At 68.2% G+C, this 24,130-nt stretch carries 27 protein-coding genes and 1 tRNA gene; 18 read left to right on the top strand and 10 right to left on the bottom strand.

Annotated features, from left to right (window positions below):
* Positions 1-19 precede the first annotated feature (19 nt).
* Positions 20-811: a PIG-L deacetylase family protein gene (locus tag F3087_RS15275; protein WP_150402553.1), complete on the bottom strand. Its 792-nt coding sequence runs from the start codon at positions 809-811 to the stop codon at positions 20-22.
* 68 nt (positions 812-879) lie between these two features.
* On the opposite strand from F3087_RS15275, the gene F3087_RS15270 reads away from it, so the two are divergent.
* Positions 880-1,185 (top strand): hypothetical protein, encoded by a 306-nt coding sequence (locus tag F3087_RS15270; RefSeq protein WP_150402552.1) that lies wholly within the window; start codon positions 880-882, stop codon positions 1,183-1,185.
* Here F3087_RS15270 and F3087_RS15265 read toward each other — a convergent pair.
* Both F3087_RS15265 and F3087_RS15260 read right to left on the bottom strand, forming a co-directional pair.
* Positions 1,149-2,474 (bottom strand): cryptochrome/photolyase family protein, encoded by a 1,326-nt coding sequence (locus F3087_RS15265; protein WP_150402551.1) that lies wholly within the window; start codon positions 2,472-2,474, stop codon positions 1,149-1,151. The two genes, F3087_RS15270 and F3087_RS15265, sit on opposite strands and share 37 nt — an antisense overlap.
* Before the next feature lie 122 nt (positions 2,475-2,596).
* Entirely contained in the window at positions 2,597-3,214 is a 618-nt protein-coding gene (locus tag F3087_RS15260) for a lipocalin family protein (RefSeq protein WP_223885077.1), read from the bottom strand.
* An 89-nt stretch (positions 3,215-3,303) separates the two neighbouring features.
* Between F3087_RS15260 and F3087_RS15255 the strand changes: the two genes are divergently transcribed.
* The 5 genes from F3087_RS15255 (at position 3,304) to F3087_RS15235 (ending at position 8,267) form a co-directional block, all read left to right on the top strand.
* Complete coding sequence (locus tag F3087_RS15255) at positions 3,304-3,666, top strand: hypothetical protein (RefSeq protein ID WP_223885076.1); 363 nt, start codon at positions 3,304-3,306, stop codon at positions 3,664-3,666.
* Between the two features lie 90 nt (positions 3,667-3,756).
* Entirely contained in the window at positions 3,757-4,602 is an 846-nt protein-coding gene (locus F3087_RS15250) for a MerR family transcriptional regulator (RefSeq protein WP_150402549.1), read from the top strand.
* A 364-nt stretch (positions 4,603-4,966) separates the two neighbouring features.
* Entirely contained in the window at positions 4,967-6,289 is a 1,323-nt protein-coding gene (locus F3087_RS15245; RefSeq protein WP_150402888.1) for an NAD(P)/FAD-dependent oxidoreductase, read from the top strand.
* A 53-nt stretch (positions 6,290-6,342) separates the two neighbouring features.
* Entirely contained in the window at positions 6,343-7,014 is a 672-nt protein-coding gene (locus F3087_RS15240; protein WP_396897564.1) for a DUF1365 domain-containing protein, read from the top strand.
* On the top strand, positions 7,011-8,267 hold the full coding sequence (locus F3087_RS15235) for an SAM-dependent methyltransferase (protein WP_150402547.1): 1,257 nt from the start codon (positions 7,011-7,013) through the stop codon (positions 8,265-8,267). Before F3087_RS15240 ends, F3087_RS15235 begins: the two co-directional genes overlap by 4 nt.
* A 9-nt stretch (positions 8,268-8,276) precedes the next feature.
* Here F3087_RS15235 and F3087_RS15230 read toward each other — a convergent pair whose 3' ends face one another.
* Positions 8,277-9,620, bottom strand: a complete 1,344-nt coding sequence (locus F3087_RS15230) for a TIGR01777 family oxidoreductase (protein WP_150402546.1) — start codon at positions 9,618-9,620, stop codon at positions 8,277-8,279.
* 86 nt (positions 9,621-9,706) lie between these two features.
* Between F3087_RS15230 and F3087_RS15225 the strand changes: the two genes are divergently transcribed.
* Positions 9,707-10,684 (top strand): SDR family NAD(P)-dependent oxidoreductase, encoded by a 978-nt coding sequence (locus F3087_RS15225; protein WP_150402545.1) that lies wholly within the window; start codon positions 9,707-9,709, stop codon positions 10,682-10,684.
* An 86-nt stretch (positions 10,685-10,770) separates the two neighbouring features.
* Entirely contained in the window at positions 10,771-11,577 is an 807-nt protein-coding gene (locus tag F3087_RS15220; RefSeq protein WP_150402544.1) for a nuclear transport factor 2 family protein, read from the top strand.
* 54 nt (positions 11,578-11,631) lie between these two features.
* On the opposite strand, the gene F3087_RS15215 is transcribed toward F3087_RS15220, so the two are convergent.
* On the bottom strand, positions 11,632-12,528 hold the full coding sequence (locus F3087_RS15215; protein WP_191093965.1) for a sterol desaturase family protein: 897 nt from the start codon (positions 12,526-12,528) through the stop codon (positions 11,632-11,634).
* Between the two features lie 209 nt (positions 12,529-12,737).
* Between F3087_RS15215 and F3087_RS15210 the strand changes: the two genes are divergently transcribed.
* The 3 genes from F3087_RS15210 (at position 12,738) to F3087_RS15200 (ending at position 15,252) form a co-directional block, all read left to right on the top strand.
* Entirely contained in the window at positions 12,738-13,901 is a 1,164-nt protein-coding gene (locus F3087_RS15210) for a sensor histidine kinase (RefSeq protein WP_223885130.1), read from the top strand.
* A 2-nt stretch (positions 13,902-13,903) separates the two neighbouring features.
* Positions 13,904-14,569, top strand: a complete 666-nt coding sequence (locus F3087_RS15205) for a response regulator (protein WP_150402885.1) — start codon at positions 13,904-13,906, stop codon at positions 14,567-14,569.
* Between the two features lie 245 nt (positions 14,570-14,814).
* Positions 14,815-15,252, top strand: coding sequence for a hypothetical protein (locus F3087_RS15200; protein ID WP_150402543.1), 438 nt, complete (start codon positions 14,815-14,817; stop codon positions 15,250-15,252).
* A gap of 54 nt (positions 15,253-15,306) precedes the next feature.
* Here F3087_RS15200 and F3087_RS15195 read toward each other — a convergent pair whose 3' ends face one another.
* On the bottom strand, positions 15,307-16,110 hold the full coding sequence (locus F3087_RS15195) for a VOC family protein (protein WP_150402542.1): 804 nt from the start codon (positions 16,108-16,110) through the stop codon (positions 15,307-15,309).
* Between the two features lie 171 nt (positions 16,111-16,281).
* Between F3087_RS15195 and F3087_RS15190 the strand changes: the two genes are divergently transcribed.
* Complete coding sequence (locus F3087_RS15190) at positions 16,282-17,544, top strand: MFS transporter (protein WP_150402541.1); 1,263 nt, start codon at positions 16,282-16,284, stop codon at positions 17,542-17,544.
* 3 nt (positions 17,545-17,547) lie between these two features.
* Here F3087_RS15190 and F3087_RS15185 read toward each other — a convergent pair whose 3' ends face one another.
* A complete protein-coding gene (locus F3087_RS15185; RefSeq protein ID WP_150402540.1) occupies positions 17,548-18,168 on the bottom strand; it encodes an NAD(P)-dependent oxidoreductase in 621 nt (206 codons plus the stop codon).
* Positions 18,169-18,271: 103 nt separating this feature from the next.
* Between F3087_RS15185 and F3087_RS15180 the strand changes: the two genes are divergently transcribed.
* The gene (locus F3087_RS15180) at positions 18,272-18,982 is read left to right on the top strand and encodes a TetR/AcrR family transcriptional regulator (RefSeq protein ID WP_150402539.1); all 711 of its coding nucleotides are present in this window, start codon (positions 18,272-18,274) and stop codon (positions 18,980-18,982) included.
* Positions 18,983-19,003: 21 nt separating this feature from the next.
* Here F3087_RS15180 and F3087_RS15175 read toward each other — a convergent pair whose 3' ends face one another.
* Positions 19,004-19,693 carry a chymotrypsin family serine protease gene (locus F3087_RS15175; protein ID WP_150402538.1) on the bottom strand — a complete coding sequence of 230 codons (690 nt, stop codon included), beginning with the start codon at positions 19,691-19,693 and terminating at the stop codon, positions 19,004-19,006.
* Between the two features lie 198 nt (positions 19,694-19,891).
* Between F3087_RS15175 and F3087_RS15170 the strand changes: the two genes are divergently transcribed.
* Positions 19,892-20,338 carry a GNAT family N-acetyltransferase gene (locus F3087_RS15170; RefSeq protein ID WP_150402537.1) on the top strand — a complete coding sequence of 149 codons (447 nt, stop codon included), beginning with the start codon at positions 19,892-19,894 and terminating at the stop codon, positions 20,336-20,338.
* Here the strand turns inward: F3087_RS15170 and F3087_RS15165 are convergent.
* Positions 20,332-20,637: a hypothetical protein gene (locus F3087_RS15165; protein ID WP_150402536.1), complete on the bottom strand. Its 306-nt coding sequence runs from the start codon at positions 20,635-20,637 to the stop codon at positions 20,332-20,334. The genes F3087_RS15170 and F3087_RS15165 overlap by 7 nt on opposite strands.
* 372 nt (positions 20,638-21,009) lie before the next feature.
* On the opposite strand from F3087_RS15165, the gene F3087_RS45945 reads away from it, so the two are divergent.
* From F3087_RS45945 to F3087_RS15155, 3 genes are all read left to right on the top strand, one after another.
* Complete coding sequence (locus tag F3087_RS45945) at positions 21,010-21,162, top strand: hypothetical protein (protein ID WP_191093964.1); 153 nt, start codon at positions 21,010-21,012, stop codon at positions 21,160-21,162.
* A 392-nt stretch (positions 21,163-21,554) separates the two neighbouring features.
* Entirely contained in the window at positions 21,555-22,118 is a 564-nt protein-coding gene (locus tag F3087_RS15160; RefSeq protein ID WP_150402535.1) for a hypothetical protein, read from the top strand.
* 18 nt (positions 22,119-22,136) lie between these two features.
* Positions 22,137-22,541, top strand: coding sequence for a hypothetical protein (locus F3087_RS15155; protein ID WP_150402534.1), 405 nt, complete (start codon positions 22,137-22,139; stop codon positions 22,539-22,541).
* 303 nt (positions 22,542-22,844) lie between these two features.
* Here F3087_RS15155 and F3087_RS15150 read toward each other — a convergent pair.
* Positions 22,845-22,918 (bottom strand) — tRNA-Met (locus tag F3087_RS15150).
* A gap of 551 nt (positions 22,919-23,469) precedes the next feature.
* Between F3087_RS15150 and F3087_RS15145 the strand changes: the two genes are divergently transcribed.
* Positions 23,470-24,030 carry a transglycosylase family protein gene (locus tag F3087_RS15145; protein WP_150402533.1) on the top strand — a complete coding sequence of 187 codons (561 nt, stop codon included), beginning with the start codon at positions 23,470-23,472 and terminating at the stop codon, positions 24,028-24,030.
* The last annotated feature ends 100 nt before the right edge of the window (positions 24,031-24,130 follow it).

Below are 24,130 nucleotides of genomic sequence, written 5' to 3'. Positions count from 1 at the left end.
CACCGCCACGTCCGAACGGTCAACGTCCGGCAGGCACGAAGATATCGCCGAGTGGATCGCCGGTCGGCGCGGCCCCCTCTTCGATGTACCACTCCCAGTGCATCACTCTGCCCAGGATCGGTGTCGGCAGCCGGAGCAGGATTTTGGCGAGCGCGGCGAAGGTGCCCGATCCCTCGACCGTCGAGCGGTGCGCGGCGACAGCGGCTTTGCGCTGAGCCGCGTACGCGCGCACATCGATGCGGTGGGTGATCTCGGAACCCGAGCTGTAGAGCGAACCGAGGACAGAAGGGCCGACGCGGACCCGCAGCAACTGGAGGAAACGCACGATGCGAGCGACGTTTTCGCGCGGCATGGTGGCATCGAGTACCCGCGGCACCCCGGCCAACTCGGCGGCCCTGGTACCGACCTCGTGTACCCGCACGTGATCGCGGTGCCCGTAGCCACCGTTGCGGTCGTAGCTCAGCAAGATCTCTGCGTTCTCTTCGCGCAATATCGCGGCGAGCCGTTCAGCGGCCTCGTCCACCTCGGCCCGCAGAAACCGCACGCGGTCAGGAGGATCCGCGAAGAGCACCGCACCGTGGCCGCTGTCCGCATAGCCGAGATGCACCACCCGGGCGACACCCAATGCCGCGGCGCTCGCCTCCAACTCGGTCAGCCGCAAGGCTTTTCGCCCGTCGAGCGCGGCCATGTGCCCGTCGGTGGCGACAACGATCACCGTCCGATGCCCGGCCGCGGCCGCCGCCGCCAATGTCCCTCCGGTCAGCAGGGTTTCATCATCCGGGTGCGCATGAAACGCGACAACAGTCACCACCGCCCCAGTTTGACACCCCGCGACCTGCCCAACCATCCGGGCGCCGCGCACTAATCAGCCTGCCGCGCATGAACTGGCCGACCGCGCACCGATCAGCCGGCGAGTTCGTGCGCGGCGAACCGCAACCTGCGCGGCAGGGGCGGTCAGCCACGCAGGATCAGCAGGAACAGCGCTTTCTGCAGTGTGTCGAATATGCGGCCGACGGTGATCACGAAGTCGACGGTGCCCATCATCACGACCTCTTTCCTGGAGCAAGGCAAAGCCTCGATGCATCGATTCAAGACCTGGCGCCGGGAATTAGGAAGGGCAACGCTTCATCTGCGGCGAAATCGGTGCGCTACATCCCGACGCATTCGATGATCGGCGCGGGATAGTCGGCGGGATCGATGTTCTCGCGCCAGGGTGTGTGTACCGCGGGACCGGGGATGTGGGCGAGTTCGGGCAGCCAGCGACGCACGTATTCGCCGTCCGGGTCATACCGCTTGGCCTGACGCAGCGGGTTGAGCACGCGGTTCGGCCGGGTGTCGGTGCCGGTGCCGGCCGCCCACTGCCAGTTGAGCTGGTTGTTCGCCAGATCCGCGTCGACCAGCCAGCGCAGGAAGTGCTCGGCGCCGATCCGCCAGTCCACCTGCAGCGATTTGGCCAGGAAGCTGGCGGCGATCAGCCTGGCGCGCCCCGGCATCCAGCCTTCGGCCAGCAGCTGCCGCATGGCCGCGTCGATCACCGGATAGCCGGTGCGGCCCTCTTTCCATGCTTCGACGGCTTGGGGATCGTCGCGCCAAGGTTTCGACCGGGGCCGATAGTCCGACCATGCCGCATCCGGCCGGGCGGCGAGCAGCTGGTGGTGGAAGTCGCGCCAGGCCAACTGCCGGGCGAACGCATGACCGCCGGGCGTCGACATGTCGACCCGGCGTACCAGGTCCACCGGCGACACGCACCCGAAGTGCAGATACGCGGACAGGTGCGAGGTGGCGTCGGCGGCGAGGTCGTCGTTGTGCTCTTCGTATCCCTCGATGGGTCCGGAAAGCCAGTCCCGCAGCACCTTTCGCCCGGTCGTCTCGCCGCCGACCGCGAGCTGCGGTGACGTCGGACCCGCGCAGAGTTCTTCGGCCTCCGGCAGTGGATCGCTGTCCACCGGCGGCATCGTGAGCTCGCGCGGCTTCCCGAGCGACTTGCGCTGATGGGTCTCGGCCCAACGACGGAAGTACGGGGTGAAGACCGCGAAATGATCTCTGCCGGTGGATGGCACGAGCTCTGCGGGATCGCTGGCCGTGATCGACGAGGCATGGGTGTGCAGCAAGCAGTCGCGCTGCTCCAGCCGTTCCCGGAGCGCTTGTTCGCGTTTGCTCGAGTACCTGCTGACATCGGCGGCGATATGCACGCTGTCCGCATGTACCTGCGCCACCACCCGTTCCACCTCCGTGACGACATCGCCACGGCGCACCACCAGCCGGCCACCGATCGCGCGTAGCTCGGCGTCCAGCTCGCCCAGCGCGGCGGCGAGGAAGCGCGCCCGATTCGGCGCGGCGAAACGACCGGCCGCGATGGCCTCGTCGACGACGAAAAGCGGTACTACCGAGGCGCCTTCGCGATGCGCCGCGGTGAGCACGGGGTTGTCGTGCACCCGCAGATCACGGGTGAACAGGGCGATGGTGACGGTCATCTACTCCTCTTCGCGGGGTGAAGTGGACACGGCCGGCGTCCATGAGGGTGGCGCCACGGCGACGTGGGCGGCTCAATGCCCGGCGCCGTAGACGCAACCCTCGCAGGCGCCGGGGGCTTGGGTCAGAGCGTGCAGAGCGGGGTGATGTCCGATCGGCCGCCGGTGGTCGGCGAGGTCAGGTATAGGCACGGATTCTCGCCTGCTGCAACAATTTCCGCGCGTATCCGATCCCACGCCTCAGCGTCGAGCATCGGTGCGCGGGCGAGGACGAAGCCGGAGGTGCGGCCGGGATCGGTGACGAGCGCCCAGGAGTAGTCCGGGCCGAGGGCGGTCACGATGTAGTTGGTCGGCCCGTCGATCCGGTCCTGCGTCGGCACGCCGGGGAAGCTGACGTGCAGCTGCGCGCCGGTCATCCGGTCGTTGATCGTTGCGGTGCCGTTGATTTCGTTGTTCATGTTCGACCAGGTGGTGCAGGTGTTGCGCACCGAGACGTTGCCCTGCGGGTCGAGCGCGTAGTTCGCCTGGGTATCGCGGGCGCAGACGAGGTTGAAGTACTGCGGCACCGCCGCGAGCTGATTCCAGGTACCGAGGTATCGGTTGAGATCCAGCGAGGACACCGGCGCGGGTGCGGCGACCGGGGTGGGGGCTGCTTGCGCGCTGCCCGGCACCAGCAATGCGACGGCCGATCCGGCCAGAGCAATCAATAGGCGAACGGGAAACCGCTTCGTTCGAGATGTCACGCGAACTCCTCGGAAATCGACGATACTGGCCATGTTAACCGATAACGATGCATGATTGATGCATACCCCCGTTTTCAAGGAGGAACCTAGTGACCTTGCTCTGGCTGCCCCGGATCGCAGGCGCGCTGACCGCGGGATACGGCGTCGCGGTCGCGGCCCGGCCCGCGGTCATGCTCGGACCGTGCGGCTGGTCCGACGACGACCCCGCCCTGCGCGCGGTCGCCAGGATGGTCGCGATGCGGGACGTCGCGTCCGGGCTGGCCATGCTGGCCGCACCGACCACGAACGCGCTCCGGCTGGCCATCGCCGCCCGGGTGATGGCCGATCTGTCCGATGCCACCGTCCTCGGCCTCGCGCTGCGCGGACGACCACAACGCGGTAAAGCGATCGCCGTCGCAGCCGGCTGGGGCCTGCTGTGCGGCGCGACCGCGGCGACCACCGTGCGGAGCTGATCGCCGTGGCCCGGGCGCCGGAGACCCCGCGCGACGCGCGATCGCCCGGGCATGATGAAGCGGGCGAACCGGAACAGGCAGAATAGGGCGATGTCCGCCGGTTCCGCTCCCGTTTCCGACGCGGCCGGCTACACGGTCCGCGCGGTTGCCGAGCGCCTGGGCATCCCCACCGCGACCCTGCGGAGCTGGAACCGCCGCTACAACATCGGCCCGCCGCAGCACCGGCCCGGCAAGCACCGGCTCTACACCGAGGCCGACATCGCGCTGCTCGGACAGATGCTGACACTGATTCAGGACGGCGCGAGCCCGGCGGGTGCGGCCGCCGCGGTGCGCGGACCGACGCCGCGACTGGGCGACCGATTCCCGTTGCTCGCCGCGGCATTCACGCTCGAAACGCGCGCGGTCTCCGATTACCTGGAGGCGCATTTCCGCGCCTACGGCGTGGTGGACACGTGGGATCGGTTGTGCCGCCCCGCGTTCGGCGAGATCGTCGCGCGCCAAGGCGCGGGCGAGAGCTGTATCGATGTGGAGCATCTGCTGTCCTGGTGCATCACCTCGGTGCTGCACCGCACCAATCCGCCGCCCGCCGCGACCGCGCCGCGACCGGTGGTGCTGGCCTGCACCAGCGGTGAGACGCACGCGCTGCCGCTCGAGGTGCTGCGCGCGGCACTGGCCGAGCGCGACGTCAGCGCGCACATGCTCGGCGCGGACGTACCGACCGGCGCCTTGACCGACAGTCTCGCGCGCCACGATCGGCCCGCCGCGGTGATGCTGTGGTCGCAGCAGGAATCGACCGCGCTGAGCTCGGCGGTGCGGGTCTGCCTCGACCTGGGGTCGCGGGTGCTCGTCGGCGGGCCCGGCTGGGATTCGGTGATCCTGCCGGAAACGGCCGAACGGGTCGCGAGCCTGTCGGACGCCGTCGATCACCTGAGCTGACCCGGGACTGCCCGAGACGCTCCGGCGACGAACCGCGCCCCGATCGATAGCGGCATTCCCGAGCACGGCGCGTCGCGGTGGACGGCCGCGCGTAGCCACGCCGAATTTCAGTTCGCGAGCAATCCGCGGATGACACCGAGGCGAAGTCCTTTCCGAGGTCGACGACACCCTGACGGCCAGCGGTCGGGTCAGCGCCGCCCATGAGACGGATCGTACGTTGCCCTTGCCACAAAACGATGCATAATCGAGGCAACACATGGAACGGCACGGCGTGGCGCGACAGCAACGCCGGCCCGATCGCTTGACCGCGGCGGCAACCCGCCGGCCACCCACCTGCGGGGTGACCGGCGACGAGGAGGAACAGATGGGCGAGCACACCGAGCCGAGCGCGGACGGCGTCCGGCGGGTCGCGGTGATCGGCAGCGGCGTGGCCGGGCTGACCGCGGCATGGGTGCTGTCCGGGTCCGCCGAGGTGACGCTCTACGAGGCCGACCATCGGCTCGGCGGCCACGCCGACACGCACGAGGTCACCGGCCGTGACGGGGTGCCCATCGGCGTGGATACCGGGTTCATCGTGCACAACGACCGCACCTATCCGACGCTGCTGCGGCTGTTCGGTGAGCTGGGCATCGCGACCCAGGAATCGGATATGAGCATGTCGGTGCGCTGCGACGGCTGCGGCCTCGAATACGCGGGGGCACGCGGCGCCGGCGGATTGTTCGCCACCCCAAGGTCTTTGGCGCGTGGGCGTTATCTGCGCCTGCTCACCGAGGTGCCGCGATTCCATCGCCTGGCCCGCGCGGAATTGGAACATGCGACCGAAACCGGCCGCACGCTGGCGGAATTCGTGTTCGCGAACGGTTTCTCCGACTACTTCGTCACGCACTTCCTCACCCCGCTCGTCGCGGCGGTGTGGTCCTGCGATCCGGGCACCGCGCTGCAATATCCGGCGCGATACCTGTTCACCTTCCTCGACCATCACGGCATGCTGACGGTGTTCGGCTCCCCCACCTGGCGCACCGTGGCCGGCGGTTCGGCCATGTATGTCCGCGCGGTCGCCGAGCGACTCGACACCGTACGGGTGGGCACGCCGGTGCGCGCGGTGCACCGGCTCCCCGACGGTGTCGCGGTGCGCGACGACGCGGACGAGGTGACGGTGTTCGATGCCGTGGTCATCGCCACCCATCCGGATCAGGCGTTGCGGATGCTCGCCGAGCCGACCGAGGCGGAGACCGAAATCCTTTCCGCCATGCCGTATTCGGTGAATCACACGGTGCTGCACACCGACGTGTCGGTGCTCCCGCGCGCACCGCGGGCGCGGGCGTCCTGGAACTACCGGCTGCCGTCCTGCACGGCGCAGACGGATCGGGTGCTGGTCAGCTACGACCTGAGCCGGTTGCAGCGGCTCGGCGACGAGCCGCGATTCCTGGTCACCCTCGGCGACGGGGACCGGGTCGATCCGGAACTGATCATCGATCGGATGGTCTACCAGCATCCGCGCTACACCCCGAGTTCGGTGGCGGCGCAGCGCCGGCTCGGCGAGATCGGTTGCGCGCGAGTGGCATTCGCCGGCGCCTATCACGGCTGGGGATTCCACGAGGACGGCGCGCTGTCCGGGTTGCGCGCCGCCGAACGGCTCGGCGCCCGCTGGACGACCAAACCTGTTGCGGCAGTGCGTACCTCGTGAACACGACCGCCCAGATAGTCCGCACGCGGATCCACCACGTGCGCCTCGCCCCGATGCGTCATGAGTTCAGCTACCGCAGCTACAGCTGGCTGGTCGATCTCGACGACCTGCCGAAGCTGCCGCGCTGGCTGCGCCCGCTCGCCGGGTTCCGCGCGGCCGATCATCTCGGCGACCCGGACCGCACCCTGCGCGAGAACGTCGACGGCTACCTCGCCGAGCAGGGTATCGACTTACGCGGCGGTCGCGTCCGGATGCTCGCCAACGCGCGGGTGCTCGGTTACGTGTTCAACCCGCTGACCCTGTTCTGGTGCCGCGACGACACCGGCGAGCTGGTCTGCGTCATCGCGGAGGTGCACAACACCTACGGCGGACGGCACCGCTACCTGGTGCGCACCGACGACCGCGGCGGCGCGACCACCGCGAAGAGCTTCTACGTCTCCCCGTTCAACGAGGTCCGCGGCGAATACCGGATGCGCCTGCCCGAACCCGCCGATCGGCTGCGGGCCGCCATCACCCTGATCGATAACCAGCCGATTTTCGCCGCCTCGATGACCGGGCGTTGCCATTCGGCCACCGTCCGTACCATCCTGCGCGCGACAGTGGCGGTACCCCTTGCCCCACTTGTGGTCTCGGCGCTCATTCGCTGGCACGGCGTGCAGCTCTGGGCGCGCGGCCTGCCTCTCGTTCCCCGGCCCGCCCAGCACTTCGAGGAGTATTCGCGGTGAGTTTAGAAACACACGTCACAGAATCACCCTCGACGTACTGGCCCGACGTCGAGCGGGTGCCGACCGGCACTCGCGCGGCGATCGCCGCGGCGGTGGCGGACCGGCTGTTCCGGCGGGCCGTCCGCACGCTGCCGATCCGGGTGGAGTATCCGGACGGGACGGTGCTCGGCAGTGGCGCGGAGGACGCGCCGCGGCTGATCCTGCACCGTCCGGCCGACTTCACCGCCCGGCTGGGGGTGGGCGGGCTGATCGGCTTCGGCGAGTCCTACATGGCGGGCGACTGGTCGGCGCCCGATCCGGCCGCGACGCTGACCGTGTTCGCCGCGCACATCGACACGCTCGTGCCCGCGCCGCTGCGCGCGCTTCGCCGGCTCTACGTCTCGAGACATCCCAGCGCCGAACGCAACAGCGAATCGAACAGCCGCAGCAATATCGCCAGGCACTACGACCTGTCGAACAATCTCTTCGAGCTGTTCCTGGACGAGACGCTGACCTATTCCAGCGCGTTGTTCCCGGCCACCGCGCCGCCGCCGCGCTGGGCCGATCTGGCTGCCGCTCAGCGGGCGAAGATCGACAGGATACTCGACCGCGCCGGTGTCGGCCCGGGCACCCGCGTGCTCGAAATCGGCACCGGCTGGGGCGAATTGGCGTTGCGTGCGGCCGCTCGTGGTGCGACGGTGCGTTCGGTGACGCTGTCCACGGAGCAGCGCGCGCTCGCGCTGAATCGCATTGCCGCCGCCGGGCTTTCCGACCGCGTCACCATCGATCTGCTCGACTATCGCCAGGTGACCGGCGAATTCGACGCGGTGGTCTCGGTGGAGATGATCGAGGCGGTCGGCTACGAGTACCTGGAGACGTTCTTCGAGACCATCGACCAGGTGCTGGCGCCCGGCGGACGCGCGGTGATCCAGGCGATCACCATGCCGCACCACCGCATGCTGGCCACTCGCTACACCTACACCTGGGTGCAGAAATACATCTTCCCCGGCGGCTTCCTGCCGTCCACCCGGCTGCTCGCCGACGTGGCCGGGCGGCGCACCGAACTCGTTGTCCGCGAACAATTGTCGATGGGCGAGCACTACGCGCACACGCTGCGGCTGTGGCAGCAGCGGTTCAACGCGCGCGCCGACCGGGTCGCGGAGCTGGGCTTCGATCCGATCTTCCGGCGGATGTGGCGGTTGTATCTGGCGCACGCCGAGGCCGGATTCCGCTGCGGTTACCTCGATGTGCACCAGATCCTGCTCACCCGCTGACCGCGCGGATCAGCGGCGGGCGCGACCGAGCAGATGACGCAGCGCCGAGGCGAGATCCGGTGTGCGGAAACGATGTCCGGCCTTGCCCAGCACGGCCGGCACGACCCGCTGGCTCGCCGCGGCGAGTTCGCGCGCGCCCTGCTCACCCAGCAGCAGCGCCGGACCGAACTCGGGCACCGGCACCAGCGCGGGCCTGCGCAGCACGCCGGCCAGGACGTGGGTGTATTCACTGTTGCGAACGGGTTGCGGCGCAACGGCATTCACCGGACCGGACAGGGTGCTGTCCCACAGCGCGCGATAGTAGATGTCCACCAGGTCGTCGATGCCGATCCAGGACAGCCACTGCTCGCCGTCCCCGATCCGGCCGCCGAGTCCGGTCGCGAACAGCGGCCGCAGCAGGCGCAGGGTGCCGCCGCGCGGCGATTGGACGATGCCGGTGCGGATCTTGACGACGCGAACCCCGGTGGCGGCGTCGGCGGCGGACTCCCACGCGTCGACCACGTCGGCGAGGAAACCGTCACCGCGCGAGGCGTCTTCGAGCAGTCGCTCGTCGCCGCGGTCGTAGCCGTAATAACCGACGGCGGACGCGCTGACGAAGGTCGGAACGCCGGCGCGGGCGGCCAGCGCGGCGAGCTGCTCGGTCGGCCCGATGCGGCTGTCGAGGACGGCCTGCTTGTGTTCGTCGGTGAAACGGCCGGCGATGGATGCGCCTGCCAGATGCACCACCGCGTCCACCCCGTCGAGCAGGCCGGGCGCGGGGTCGTCCGGATTCCATTGCCGTTCACCGGTTTTCGGAGCATGCCGGACCAACGAGACCACGGTGTGCCCGCCGGTGGTCAGGAACGCGGTCAACGCCGAGCCGACCAGTCCGGACGCGCCGGTCATCGCAATAGTCTTGGCCGTGAAGCCCGCTCGGGCCGCGTCGGCATGAGCGGCCAGATCATCGGCGAGCTGACGATAGCGATAGTCGAACATCGGGCGCAGCACGAAACCGGGCACCGGCGTCTCGACCCGGTCCAGCACCCGGGTGTGCGTGTCGTCGACGACCTCGAAGTCGTGGATGTGCCGCCAGCGCAGCAGCAGTCCGGCGGGCAGCGAGGTAAGGCCGTCGACGGCGATCTGGTCGACGAATCGTTGCGGCGGGTCGTAGCGGGTGGGGTCATGCTTGGCCACCCAGCGCAGCCCGCCCGGCAGGCCGAGCACGGCCTTGCCGTCGGCCAGCGACGTGGCCTCGGCGAGCACCGACGCGGGCTGCCACGGCGGCGCGAGCCGCGCGAACGCACCTGGACGGGTGTGCCAATCGAAAACCTCGGACCGGGGTGCCGCGACGACGCTCGAACACTCGATGCCCATGCCTCGACTCTAGCGAGGTATCGGGCCAATGCAACGTTCATGCATCGTTGTTCTCTTGCGATGCCGACACACAGGAGAATTGCTCCATGACCGATGCGTCCAGCACGCCCACGTTCCTCGACACTCTTCTCGACCGGACGATCGTGCCGGGCTACAGCCGCCTCGGGCTCGCGCTGCGCCGCCGCGGCTGGCCTGCGGATGACCCGGAGCCCGCCGCCCTGCGCGGACGCACGGCGTTGGTGACCGGCTCGAATTCCGGTATCGGGAAGGCGATCGCGGCCAGCCTGGCCGGACTCGGCGGCACGGTGTTGCTCGCCGTGCGCGACCGCGAACGTGGCGAACAAGCCTGTGCGGAGATTCGGGAAACCGATCCGGCCGCCGACGTCTCCGTGACCGTCTGCGATGTGTCCGACCCGAGTTCGGTGCGGGCCTGCGCGGACGAACTCACCGATCGACTACCGAGCCTGGATGTGCTGATTCACAACGCCGGCCTGCTGCCGCCCCGGCGGATCGAGACCGCCGAGGGCCACGAGATCACCCTCGCCACGCACATCCTCGGCCCGCTGCTGCTCACCGAGCGGCTCGCCCCGCTGCTCGCCGCCGCCGACGGAGCGCGCGTCATCCTGATGTCCTCGGGCGGGATGTACGCGCAACCGCTCGCCGTCGGCGATCCCGAATACCGGCAGGGCCGGTACTCCGGCACCACCGCGTACGCGCGCACCAAACGCATGCAGGTCGCGCTGACTCCGCTGCTGGCCGAACACTATGCACCGCAGCATATTTCGGTGCACAGCATGCATCCCGGCTGGGCCGACACACCCGGCGTCACTTCGTCGCTGCCCGGCTTCCACCGGCTCATGCGGCCGCTGCTGCGCACTCCCGAAGCGGGCGCCGACACCGCGGTCTGGCTCGCCGCGACCGCCGCGACGCTGCCCTCCGGCCGGTTCTGGGCCGACCGCAAAGTGCGCCCGGAGCACTATCTGCGCCGCACGCACTACACCCCGGACGAGGCCTGGCGGCTGTGGCTGTACTGCCGGGAAGCCGCCGGAATCACCGTCGGATAGGCCGATCCGGCGGCCGCGGCCGCGATCCGGCAATTGGAACTTGTTCTACCATGGGACGAGTCATCGTCGACATCGGAGGATTTGTCATGCCGCTGGAACCCTCGGCCGCCGAGCTGCTGACGGCCGTCCAAGCGTCCCCGCGCGCGGTCGCCGTGCACGACAAGTCCGCGTGGGTCGACCTCTTCACTCCCGACGCCGAGGTCAACGACCCGGTCGGGGCCCGTCCGCACGTCGGCCGCACCGCCATCGAGGCCTTCTACGACACCTTCATCGGCCCCAACGGCATCGTCTTCCGGGTGGAACGCGACATCGTCGCGCCGCCGACCGTGGTGCGCGATCTGACCATCGAGACCACGATGTCGACCGGCGCCCGGGTCTCGGTCCCGATGCACCTGCGCTACCAGCTGACCGAGCAGGACGGCGACTGGAAGATCGCGCACCTGGCCGCGCACTGGGAGCTGGGCCCGATGATCGTGCAGCTGTTGCGCACCGGGCCCAGCGGGCTCGGCGCCGCGCTGCGCCTCGGACCGCAGTTGATCAGCAATCAGGGCTTCGACGGCGCGCTCGGCATGCTGCGCGCGCTCGGCGGGGTCGGCCGGACCGGTCGCCGGGTGACCTCACGACTGTTCGCCGCCGCGGGCAGCACCGACATCGTCCGCGTCCGCGGGCTGCTCGGCCACTACGCCGTGGTCGAATTGCCCGCGGGCACTCCGGTTTCGGTGGAGGAGTTCACCAATCGGGCCCGGAACATGCGCTGGGGCAAGCTGATCGCCGCCGGGCGCACGGTGACCGCGTCGGTCCGCTTCGGCGATACCCGCGGTGTCGCGTTCGTCGAATTCGCCGAGGGCTCGCCGAACATCGCCGGCCTCCGCTTCTTCCTCGACAACGCCTGAGATCTACCACCGGACAAGCGAATCCGGGCGATGCCGAGCATCGCCCGGTCACGCTCAGGTGAGCTGAACCGACTTGATCTGCGGCGCCGGTTCCGGCGCGGGTTCGCGGTGCTCGGTCCAGCCGGGCGGACCGAAAACGTAGCCGAGACGGCCGCGCCAGGTGTCGGCGCCGCGAACATCGCGGACCAGTCCGGCGAGTTCGTGATAGTTGACCTTTAGCGGGTTGTCGGTGCCGATGTTTTTGGTGAGGCCGTAGCGGATGGGTTCGGATTCGGCGGCGAAGCTACCGAACATGCGGTCCCAGATGATCAGGATGCCACCATAATTGCGGTCGATATAGGGCTGGTTGGAGCCGTGGTGGATGCGGTGGTGGGCGGGGGTGTTGAACAGGAACTCGATCGGACGGCCCAGCGTGCCGACGCGCTGGGTGTGGATCGGGAACTGGTAGAGCAGGCCGATGCTCTGCAACAGGAAGATCATCCACACCGGGAAGCCCAGCAAAGCCGCAGGCACCCAAGCCATTCCGCGCAGGACATTCGCCACCGGGTGCACCCACGGCAGGCGGATCGCGGTGGACAGATTGAAGTGCTCGCTGGAGTGGTGCACGCTGTGCGAGGTCCACAGCAGCCGGACCCGGTGGTCGGCGCGATGCGCCCAGTAGTAGCAGAAATCGGTGACCACCAGGCCGAGCACCCACACCCACCACGACGTCGCGGACAGGTGCAGCGGCGTGATCGCGGCGGCCGCCACCACGGCGGAGAACGGAATCAGGTACTGCGTCAACGGTTTCGCGAGCCGGCCGAGGGTGAAGGTGGCGATGTTGGACGCGGTGTCGCGACCCGATCCGCCGTTCTTCGGCCGGTCCGGATCGCGGCGATACGCGATCCACTCCACCAGCATGAACAACGCGAAGGCGGGCAACGCGTAGGTCAGCAGTTCCACTCGGTCCATGTGATCTCCTCGGATCGTCCGGCGTCGGATTTCGACGCTACGGGCGATGGCCTGCGTAAACATCGCGCCGCCGAGGGATTCGGCGTCCCCCGCGCGGGGGACGCGATCGGGCGCGGCGGCGGGCAGAGTTGACGGCACCCCGACGACCGATCTGGCTAGGATCGCCGCGACGGCTCCGACAACCCGAAGGCGGTGGCGAACTGTTGGATGTGAGCAGGTCGCTGGCCCGCCAGTCGCTGGTGGTCGCGGCGGTGGCGGCGCTGATCGACGCCGTGGCGATCGGTGTGTGCGGCATCTTCGGCGTCGCGCCGGGGCAGACCGTCACGATGCTGGCGGGCATTGTCGTCGTCGATCTGGCCCTGGCCGGGCCGCCGCGCACGGCCGGCCTGGTGGCGGTGGCCCAGGCGCTCGTCCGGCTGGTGGTCACCTGGCTGCTGCAACGGCACGGCTTCGACGGGCAGTTCGCCGGCGTCGGCCTGCTGGTCGCCGGGTATCGGACCGGCGCGTGGCTGGCCGGTCCGAAATCGGTGCTGACCATGCTCATGCTGTGCGGTGGCGTCGCGGCCGCGCATCTGCTCGCGCACGATCACGCCGGGCACGACTGGCGGCTGCTGATCGCCTCGACGACGGCGGCGGGCTGTGTGCCGTGGCTGGTCGGCCGCTACACCGCGGCGCGCGGCGCCTACATCGCCGAGCTCGAGCAGCGGGAGCGGCTGCGCAGGCAGGAGCATCAGGTCGCGGTGGAGCGGGCGGTGACCGACGAGCGGGCCGCGATCGCGCGGGACCTGCACGATGTGATCTCCCATCACGTCAGCGCCATCGGCATCCACGCGGGTGCGGCGCGAATGGCCATGGCGGACACCGCGAATGGCGCGGCGACCCGGTCGCTGGCGGCCGTGGAGTCGAGCAGCCGGGCCGCGATGGTGGATCTGCGGCGGCAGCTCGATCTGCTGCACGGCCGCGACGACGCGGGGCAGCGGCAGCCCGGGCTGGCCGATATCGACGGACTGGTCGAACATGTGCGCGCCGCCGGATTGACTGTCGAAGTGGCCGTGCAGGGTTCGGTGGTCGAGTTGCCGGAGTCGTTGGATGTCACGGTGTATCGGATCGTGCAGGAGATGCTGACCAACGCGCTGCGGCACGGGGACGGCGAACATGCCCGGCTCACGGTGGCGTATCAGCCGAATCGGGTGGTGTTGCGGGCGAGCAATCCGATTCCACCGATCCCGTCGGTCAGCGATACTGCGGTGCCGCGTGGGCTCGGCGGGATCCGGCGGCGCACCGACCTCTTCGACGGCGACCTCGACTATGGTCCCGATGCGGCCGGAACCTCTTGGCACACCACGGTTTCCGTGCCGATCGGCGGGTCGTGACCATGCCGATCCGGGTGCTGATCGCCGACGACCACAGTATGTTCCGCTCCGGGCTGCGGGCGGTGCTGGACAGCCAGGCCGATCTCGACTGTGTCGCCGAGGTCAGCGACGGGCGTACGGCGATTGCCGAAACCGCAAGGCTGCGACCGGATGTCGCGATTCTCGACGTGCGGATGCCGAAGCTGGACGGGCTCGCCGCGACCGAAGCCATTGTCGCGGCGGGTGGCACGCATGTCCTCGTACTCACCACGTACGACAGCGACGCCAATCTGTACCGCGCGTTGCAGGCCGGCGCGAGCGGGTTCCTGCTGAAGAGCCTGCCGCCGGAGGAACTCGTCGCCGCCATTCGCATCGCGGCTCGCGGCGACGCGCTGATCGATCCGTCGATGACCCGCCGGCTGGCCGCGCGCTTCGCCGCCACGCTCGCGCCGCCGCACACCCCGCCCGAGGTCGAACACCTCACCGCGCGCGAGCTGGAAGTGCTGCTCCTGCTCGCCGACGCCCGCAGCAATGCCGAGATCGCCACGCAACTCGGCGTCGGCGAGGAAACCGTGAAGACGCACGTCTCGCGCGTGCTCGCGAAACTGGGTGTGCGCGACCGTATCCACGCGGTCGTCTACGCCCATCAGCACGGCCTGATTGCCCGCACTCCGCCCGGATATCGCTGATCAGCACCCGATGGAAAGCGCGCGGCACGCCAGGGCCGAGGTCTGACCGAAACCGACCAATTGGACGTACGGTTAACCAGACTGGCTGGTCTTCTTCCATGGATGGAGCGCTTATGCGTAGGGATCGCCCCCGAGTCGTTGTCCTGGTCGTCACGTGCGCGGCTCTGGCATTGTCCGGAGCCGGTGTCGCGAATGCTCAGGACGTCAGCGGTCAGGCGCCCGGCGCTCATTCCATCGAGCAGCCCATGACGCGCGCTTTGATCCAGCAGGCACGGCAGCGGGCCGCGAGTGCCCGCGATCGCGCCGCGGCCGCCGACCGCGCCACGGTCCCCGGCGGGAAAACCGACCGCAAGGCGAAGGCCGGCAGCCCGCGCGCCACCATCCACACCGGGATCGACAGCGCGACGAAGGCCGCGGAGGCAGCCTCGACTGCCGCCTCCGCCGCGCAGGCCGCCGCCGACGCCGCACGCGCCGCTTTGGCCGCCGTGCTCGCCACCGAGGAAGCCACCAACAGCTTCCTCGGCGCTTTCGAAGCCGATCAAGCGGTGCGGGCCGCCGACAAGGCCGCCGCCGCTCCGGAGAATGTCGAACTGGCCAATGCCGCCGCGGCGGCGGAGAACAAGGCGGTCAAGGTGACCACGCGGCGCACCGATCTGGCCGTTCCCCCGATCAAGCAGCGATAAAAAGGACCAGCGCCGAAACGCTGGCCCTTCCTATATCTTTCGTGCGGATCCGGACTACGCGCCGGCCTGCGGTTCAGCGACGGTCGACGGGTCGATGACGCCGAACGCCTCACCCTGCGGGCCCTGCAGAACACTCATCCGGCCGAATGCGCTGTCGTGCACCCCCATCAGCACCGTGGCACCCAACTCGGTGGCCTTGGCGACGGACGCGTCGGTGTTGTCCACCTGGAACCAGGTCAGCCAGAAGGACGGAGCGTCGCCGGGCGTCTTGCTCGCGTCGTTGACGCCGCCGACCGGAGCGCCGTCCTGGCTCAGGCCGAAGGTCGAGTAGACGAAGTTCGCCCCGTCACCGATTTCGGTGTAGTGCCAACCGAATACGGACGCGTAGAACTCCTGAGCCTGCTTGTACTGATCGGTGTGCAGCTCGTTCCAGCAGTACGCGCCGTCTTCGTTGTAGATGCCGGCACCGGTGTGCGCCTTGGCTTCCCACACGCCGAAGATCGCGCCGATCGGATCGGCGGCGATGCACATCCGGCCGACGTCGAGCACGTCGAACGGCGCCATCAGCACCGAACCGCCTGCCGCCGTGACCTTCTCGGCGATCGCGTCGGCGCTGTCGGCGGCGAAGTAGGTGGTCCACACCGACGGCATGGCCATGCCGTCGGGCTTGGCGCCGATCCCCGCGGCCGGCCTGCCGTGCCGTAGCGCCATCAGATAGCCGCCCGCGTCCGGCGGGCTATCCAGGATTTCCCAGCCGAATAGTTCCGCGTAGAACTCACGGGCCCGCGCGGTGTCGTCGACCTGACTGTCGACCCAGCAGGGTGTTCCCTGCGGCCAGCTTCCGTCGTGAGTAGGCATATCCGTGGCCTCCTGACCTCGGTGTACTGAAGTGCGGCCGGACGCGGCCGGCACGCGGCCAAGTCAACCACCGCGCCACGGCGGACAGGGCGGAATCGGGGTTCCGGACACGAACCGGACACACCACGCTGATTTGTTGCCGGAAGGGGGCTCGATCAGGAGTATGGCGGGATGACCACAACATCCGACGTCGGCCGGGAACGGCTGCGGCTGGACGAGCTTCCGGTTCGTCCCATTCATCGCAAGCTGGTCGCGCTGGTCGGTGCCGGACTGTTCTTCGATCTCTACGAACTGTTCCTCGCCGGGACGATCACCGGGGTGCTGAAGCAGGAGATGCACCTGTCCACGTTCCAGCTCAGCGGGATCCTCGCGTCGGCGTTCGCCGGGCAGTTCCTCGGCGCGCTGGTGATCGGCCGGTTGTCGGATGTGTTCGGGCGGCGGCGCATGTTCATGGTGAATATCGCGTTGTACTCCGGGTTCACCCTACTCGGCGCGTTCAGCCCGAACATCACGTTCCTGATGGCGACGCGATTCCTGGCGGGGCTCGGGATCGGCGCCGAGATGACGGTGTCGGACACCTATCTGTCGGAAGTGGTTCCGCCGCAGGTGCGTGGGCGGATGATCGCCATGGCGTACACGATCGGTTTCTGCGCGGTGCCGACCGTCGGATTCCTCGCCAAGTGGCTGGTTCCGTTGCAGCCCTTCGGGATCGACGGCTGGCGCTGGCTGTTCGTGATCGGCGGGCTCGGCGCCGCGGTGGTGGTCGTCGCGCGCCGGGACATGCCCGAATCGCCGCATTGGCTTGCGCGACAGGCGAACAAGACGAAGGGCCTGCCGTTCAGCGCGATCGTCAAGCCGCCGTACCGGGCCAAGACGACGCTGTTCTCCGCGGTGATGATCCTGCAGGTGTTCGGCTACTACGGATTCGGCACGCTGGCCGTACTCGTGTTGGACCGCAAGGGATTCGAGGTGGTCACCTCGCTGAGCTACCTGGCCGTCACCTATCTCGGATACCCGCTGGGGTCGCTGCTGGCGATCCCGCTGATGGAGCGGATAGAGCGCAAGTATCTCGTCATGGGGACCGCGACCCTGATGGCGCTGTTCGGCCTGACCTTCGGTTTCGCCACCAGCGTGCCGCTCATCCTGCTGTCGGGCGGGTTGTTCACCATTGCCAGCAACGTCTTCTCCGACGCCATTCACGCGTACCTGCCGGAGTCGTTCCCGACCGCGGTGCGCGGCACCGCGTCCGGCGCGACCTATTCGCTGTCGAAGGTGAGCACCGCGCTGCTGCCGTTCCTGCTGCTGCCGCTGCTCGACCGGGCGAACGGGCCGGGGCTGGTGTTCTCGGTGATCACCGTCGCGCTGCTCACCATGGTCGCGCTGGTCGGGGTATGGGGGCCGGTGACCGGCCGGCGGGCGCTGGACGAGGTGTGAGGTTTATCGCGCGAGGGTCGGCGCGGCGTGGGACCAGCGGTGGCGGTCCAGTTCTTCGATGATGAACCGGGCCACGTCGGCGACCGGCACTTTCCAACCGCCGCTTGGTGTTTCGCCGTCCTGGACGCGGTAGGTCGCGGTCGGCGGGTCGTCGGTCAGGCGGGTGGGACGGACGAAGGTCCAGTCCACGGCGGATTCAGTGATGATGGATTCCATCAGCCGCATGTCGCCGTAGAGCTCGTTCATCAGGGTTCGGGCGAGGCAGCGGTACCAGCGGGCGTGGTTCGGGTCGTCGCGGCGGACGCCGCTGGAGGTGATGGCGATCAGGCGGTCCACTCCGGTGGATTGCATCGCGGGAACGAGGGCGCGGGCGGCGTCGGAATAGAGGCCGTGCGCGTGGCGGCCGGCCGGGCCGATCGCGCTGATCACCGCGTCGTGCCCCGCGATGGCCGCGCGCACGCTGTCCGGGTCGCGAACGTCGGCGCGCACCATGGTGAGCTGATCGGCCGGTGACAGTTTCGCCGGGTCGCGGACCGCGGCGGTGACGTCGTGACCGGCGGTCAGCGCCTCGGTCACGATGGCTCGACCCGCCCGTCCGGCGGCACCGAAGACGATGACCTTCATGGCAACTCCTCTGCATAGTTTGACGATCAGTGATCGTAACGATCACTGATCGTTCCGAACGATGCTCGCCGCGAGCACTGTTTGTCAAGCTAGGATTCGGCGCATGCCCGGCTCCCCCCGCCCCAATCCCCGCACCAGTCCCGCGAAGGCTCCGCTGAGCCTCGACGCGATCGTGGCCGCGTCCCTCGACCTGGTCGACGAGTTGGGCTGCGCCGCGGTGAGCATGCGCCGAGTGGCCCAGGTTCTCGATACGGGTTCGGCGTCGCTCTATGTCTATGTGCACGACCGGCGCGAGCTGATGCTGCTGACCCACGACCTCGCCGTGGCGGCCGTCGAACTGCCGGCCGAGGCGGACGGCGACTGGCGCAACCGGCTGGAACTACTCGTCGAACGAACCGTCGCCGCGCTTGCCGCGCACCGCGACCTCGCCGCCGTCGCGTTCACCGAGGCCCCGACCGGCCCGCACATCCTGCGACTGGTCGAAGAGATGCTGCGCCTGCTGCGGCTCGGCGGAGTCAAGGACGCCGCCTGTGCCTGGGCCGTCGACCTACTGGGCCAATACATCGCCTCGGCCGCCCTGGAGGCCGCCGCACGGGCGGCCACCGACGAACCCGCCGAGTCCGTAGCCGACACGGCCGCGCGCCTCGACGCCGTCTATCAAGCCCTCCCCGCCGACGACTACCCCACGATCCGCGAGCTCGCCCCGCTGCTGACGGTAGGCGGCAGCAAACGCGAGACGTGGAAGCTACGGGTCATCCTCGATGGGATCCTCGCGCGGGACGCCGACGAGTCCGACCGGCACGCGGCTCGATGATTCGACGCTGGTGTGGCGCGGCTAGATAGGACGGAAGGCGCTACCCGGGCCGCCTCCGGCATCTATCGCGCGCAGGATGTCGGTGATGGAGTGGGTGAAAGCGGGTGAGTGGACCGGGTTGGCCGCGGTGACGCACTCGACATTCAGGTCGATTCCGGCAACGCCGACCACTCGGCCGTTGTTCATCCCGACGAGCAGATCGTCCACAGTGACGGGGCCGCCGGAATCACCTGGGCGCGAACAGGTCTGGTTCAGGATGCGGTCACCGAGGTGACCCCAGACGATGCCGCAGTCGAAGCCGGTGGAACGGCCGTTTTCGCAGACCACACCGCCCTGGCCCGGGTAGGTGCCCAGGCCGGCAATCGTGGTGCCGCCGATCTGGCGCACCGGGGTCACCTTCGCGGGGTCGAACTCGATCACCGCGTAATCCAGGTCGTCGTTGACGTCTACCACTCGGCCGACGTCGCCGGCACCCCAATCTTGTTCGGACGCGATCGGGTCACCGATCAGAGCGCAGTGGCCGGCCGTCAGGCCGACCAAGCGGCCGGCGCCGTCGCGACCGATCGTGGTCAACGTGCACAGTTCGTAGTCGTCGAGGATGATTCCCGAGCCCCCGCCCAGCATCACTCCGGGTTCCGCGTGGGCGGGGCCGGCGACGACGGATACCGCGACCACCGCGGCGGTCATGACAGTCAGTGGAATCGTGTTCATCAAGTCTCCTCGGTTAGGAATGAACCTCCGGAACACCTGCGGCGAACATCGATAGCGATCTGCCTGTGAACGTACCCTCGAGATCATCAACGGACCGGACGAATCGGACAGATCGCCAGCTCAGCGGGCAGTGGCCTGGCGGAGTTGAGGCGAAGTGGCCCTCGGCCGAGGCGGTGGGGCGGCGCTAGCGTCGGCTCCGTGACCGAGATTCGTGAAATCAGTGCAGATCAGACCAAGTTGGCGGCGGCGACCCTGCTCGAGTTGCGCCCTCGATGGGGCACGGTGGACGCGCTGGTCGACTTCGTCGACACCGACCTGCGGCCGCGCGGCTACCGGCTCGTCGGAGTGTTCGCCGGGAACGGCGACGTGGCCGTCTCGGTGCTGGGTTTCCGCGAGGCGTGGCACAGCGCGTGGGGACATCACCTGTACGTGGACGACCTCATCACCGCGTCCACCGCGCGCGGTCACGGTTACGCGGATCTACTGATGGCGTGGGCGAAGCAGGAGGCACTGCGCCTGAAGTGCGAAGCCGTCCACCTGGATTCCGGCGTAGGCCCCGACCGAGCCGCCGCGCATCGCCTCTACATGCGCCACCACCTGAACATCACCGCTCATCACTTCACGGTGCAGATGGACAGTCACTGAGCATAGAAAACGGCCCGGAACTGTGTGTTCCTGGCCGCTTGCATGGTCAGGATGACGATATCGAGGTGGCGCACGGGTCGGGTGCGGCTGCCGATGAGCGCGATGGCGGCAGGGGCGAGTAGCCGAGACCGGGTGATTCGGGCTCCGCTCATGGCGCCGAGCAGGGCCATGGCGAAGGTGGCGCCGTCGGCGATGGGGTAGAGGTAGGTCAGTCGGATCCGGGTGACGTCGGTGCCGGGGGGACCGGCGTCGAGCGGCGCGCTCGATTGTGCCGGTATGGCGTAGCGCGCGATCGCCATGAGGGGAGTCTGTCCTCGATCGAGAATGCCCGCGAGACGGTGGTGTGGCTGACCTGTGCGCGTTGACCGATCGTCCGCAAGCTCGGCTCGGGTGTTCACCACGCAGTTGCTTCAACCGTAGTGCCAGCGCTTCACGCCCCTGCTCGCGGTGGTTCACGGGTGCGAATTCCAGGTCCCGCGCTGTCACAGTGGCGCGGATCACGGGGGTGAGTTGATGTCTTCGATCGGGTTTCGACCTGTGGCAACCCACATGTGACAGGGGTTTCCAGCGGGGTGTGACAGCTGCGCCCGTTCCGTTGACAACCGGGTTACAGCTCTAGTTGCCACAGCGATGCTGCTGATGCGTCGATCCAGGAAGGGGCAGCCGAAGTCATGCCAACCACACGCACCGCACTCACCACCGTGCTCACCGCATTCCTCGCCGCGGGCCTGCTGGCGCTGAGCTCGGGCACCAGTAGCGCCGACACCGTCCCGGACAAGAACCGCGTCGCCGACACCGATGCCGGCGATCCCATCTGGCTCTGACCCTCGACTACCGCCGAGTCCGAAACAAGGAGAGCCAACCGATGACCTCACCCTGCCCTCGCAGACGACTATCCCGTCTCGTCCTCGCGCTAGGCGTATCGGCTGCACTGCTGATCACCGACGCAGCGCTGCTCTCGGTCGCGCAAGTGGGTGCTCCCGCGCAGGCCGGACCCAATATCCCTTGTGCGCAATGGCAGCAGATGCACCCCGGCTGGCCGTGCGTGGATGTGCCCGATCCGCCGACGCCACCACCTGGACCTCCGAGCACTCCACCCCCGCTGCCTACCGCGCCGCCCGCAGTCCAGTCGCCCAGTGGTGCCGGGAGCGGGACGAATGCGGGAGCGCTTATTCCGCCACCGGTCGGCACTGGCAACGGCACACCCATCGTCCCCGTGCCGGGGGCGCCCGGCGATACTTCCCGCGCGCCGTTTGTTCCGCCATCGACGATCGGTGAACCGACACCGCTGGGTGGTGAACCGTCGGCACCTTCGGCCGGCAGCGGATCGCAGCAAGGCGAGATTGCTCCGACGACGGTGTCACCGCAGCCTTCCTCGAATGCTGTTGTGCCGGCCCTTCCGCGCCCACAAACGACCCCGGCGAAATCGGATATGGGGTCGATAACTGTTCCGCCCGGCTATATCTACGACCCCGATTGCACGCGAACACCTAACTGCGAGAAGGCCCGCCACGACTACTGCACCGGCTCGCCAGACCAGACGCCGATGCCCGGCACCAACGCTGACTTCAGCGGCGCCTGCGCCCGTCACGACATGTGTTACGACGCGGCGGACAAGACGGGGCAGGGCTACGGCGCATGCAACACTTCTCTCTATGACGACATGAAGAAGGTGTGCAGCGACGTCTATAAGGGTTACGACCCTCGCCGGGTGGTTTGCTACACGTACGCGGAGACCTACTGGGTTGCCGTAACCGCTTCCCACGGCAACAAGCTTTAGAGCGAGGAGATCAACGTCATGGCACCTACCACGAACTACTCACCGGCAGTATCCACGGCACAGAAAATCCTCACCATTGCCGCACTGGCGGCGGCGCTGATCGGTGGTTTCATCGGGCGATCCGTACCGCAGGGTGCGTTGCTGATGGCCCTTGGCATCGCGGCCATTCCCGCTGGGCTGCTTGGCATTTCGCTCAACACCCTGACCAAGAACTCGAGCGGCAAAACCCAGCGGATCCTTTACCTGGCCATGCTGGTTGCGGGTGTGGTCACCCTGGTGGTCTTTCTCATCGTACGAGGCCGCAGCGGGTCACCGGATATCGGCGGCGGGTTCCTTGCAATCGCAGCGCTGTTCGTCGGATTGCCAGGCCTGGTCGGCACACTCGCGATCGTCAACGCCGACAGGAAAACGATTCGGCAATAGGCGCTGCTGAATTCTCGAAAGCTGACAGCGAAGCAATGGTCGATACTCGTACGTGACCGGCGCACCGGCAGCCGGGATCAGCCCCAAGATGGTCAGCGAGCGCGCCGGTCACGCCGACGGTCGCTCACCCTCGAGACCGACTCGCACGTACTGCCAGGGATGGATCCGAACGCCGCAGTGCGTGCCGCGAACTACCTACTGGGCGGCACCGACCCGAACCTCACGGCAGCCCCGAGTCACTGTCCGGGCCCAGGAGAACAGAAGAACGGCCCGGAACTGTGTGTTCCGGGCCGTTCTTCGTTGTAGCGGGGACAGGATTTGAACCTGCGACCTCTGGGTTATGAGCCCAGCGAGCTACCGAGCTGCTCCACCCCGCGTCGGTAAACACAACATTACACACGGGTTCCCGTGGACGCCAAATCGCCTGGTTAGCGGCGCATTCGTCGCGCTGCGGCACGGTCTTGGAGGCGGGCTCCGGAGGTAGAAAATCAGCACTGGAGAGCAGGGTCACACAAGCCCGGAGCCAGCGGGCCGTGCACGGAGCGACGAGATCTGCGATGCGAATGGGCCTATCACCGCTCGCGGCAACCGGTTAAACGTGATCCGGGTCACAATATCGTAGTGATCTCGAACACATAACGTTGCTATAACAGACCGTCCAGAATGCGTGTCGGCGGCATTTGCGACCTGCGCAAAGGGCCATATTCGGGTTATTCGCATCATGGAATGCGAGTGTTATCAAGACGTGATCTGCCGAGATTTCTTCGTTACCGTGCGTTCACGGCCCGGATCATCCGTGAAGGGCTCGAACTCGAACCGTTCGAATACCGGCGACCCTGCCCTGCGGTTCGAGGATCCCCGACAACCTGGGGGCAGGGACCGGCGGCTTTATCGCCGAGTTGGTAGGCGCAGGGAGGGAAATGCACTTATGACTGAGAACCGGAAGTTCAACGCCCGCGCCCTCGGCTTTGCCGCTGTTACCGGCGCCCTTGTTGCCGTCCCGTTCGCACTCTCCACCGCGACCGCATCCGCCGCGCCTGCCCACAACTGGGACGGCGTCGCGCAGTGCGAGAGCGGCGGCAACTGGGGCATCGCCACCGGTAACGGCTACTACGGCGGCCTGCAGTTCTCGCAGAGCACCTGGGCGGCCAACGGTGGCCGCGGCTCTGCCAACAACGCCAGCAAAGAGGAGCAGATCCGCGTTGCGGAGAACGTGCTCGCCACGCAGGGCCAAGGCGCCTGGCCGGTGTGCGGCCAGTACCTGAAGCCGGGCACCTCCGAGCCGGAGCCCCAGGCCGTGCAGGAGCCGGAGCCGGCTCCCGAGGCCGCCGCACCCGCCCTCCCCGCCGTCCCCGGCAGCCCCAAGGCCCTGGTCGAGCAGGCCAAGTCCCTCGGCAGCGACCTGGCCAAGCAGCACGGCCTCGACGCACAGTTCCAGCAGGTCCTGGAGCAGAACGGCGCGCTGATCGAGTCGATCGCCGGCCGCTGAGTCCCGGCTGATCCCGCATCGGCGCTGCTGTCCCGGATGGGATAGCAGCGCCGATTCGTTTATGCAGACCGCTGTATAGCGATACCTTCCTCGGCAACAA

This window comes from Nocardia colli (genome assembly GCF_008704205.1).
GTDB lineage: Bacteria > Actinomycetota > Actinomycetes > Mycobacteriales > Mycobacteriaceae > Nocardia > Nocardia colli.
The sequence above is the reverse complement of the archived record's forward strand: the minus strand, read 5'-3'. Positions and strand labels throughout refer to the sequence as shown.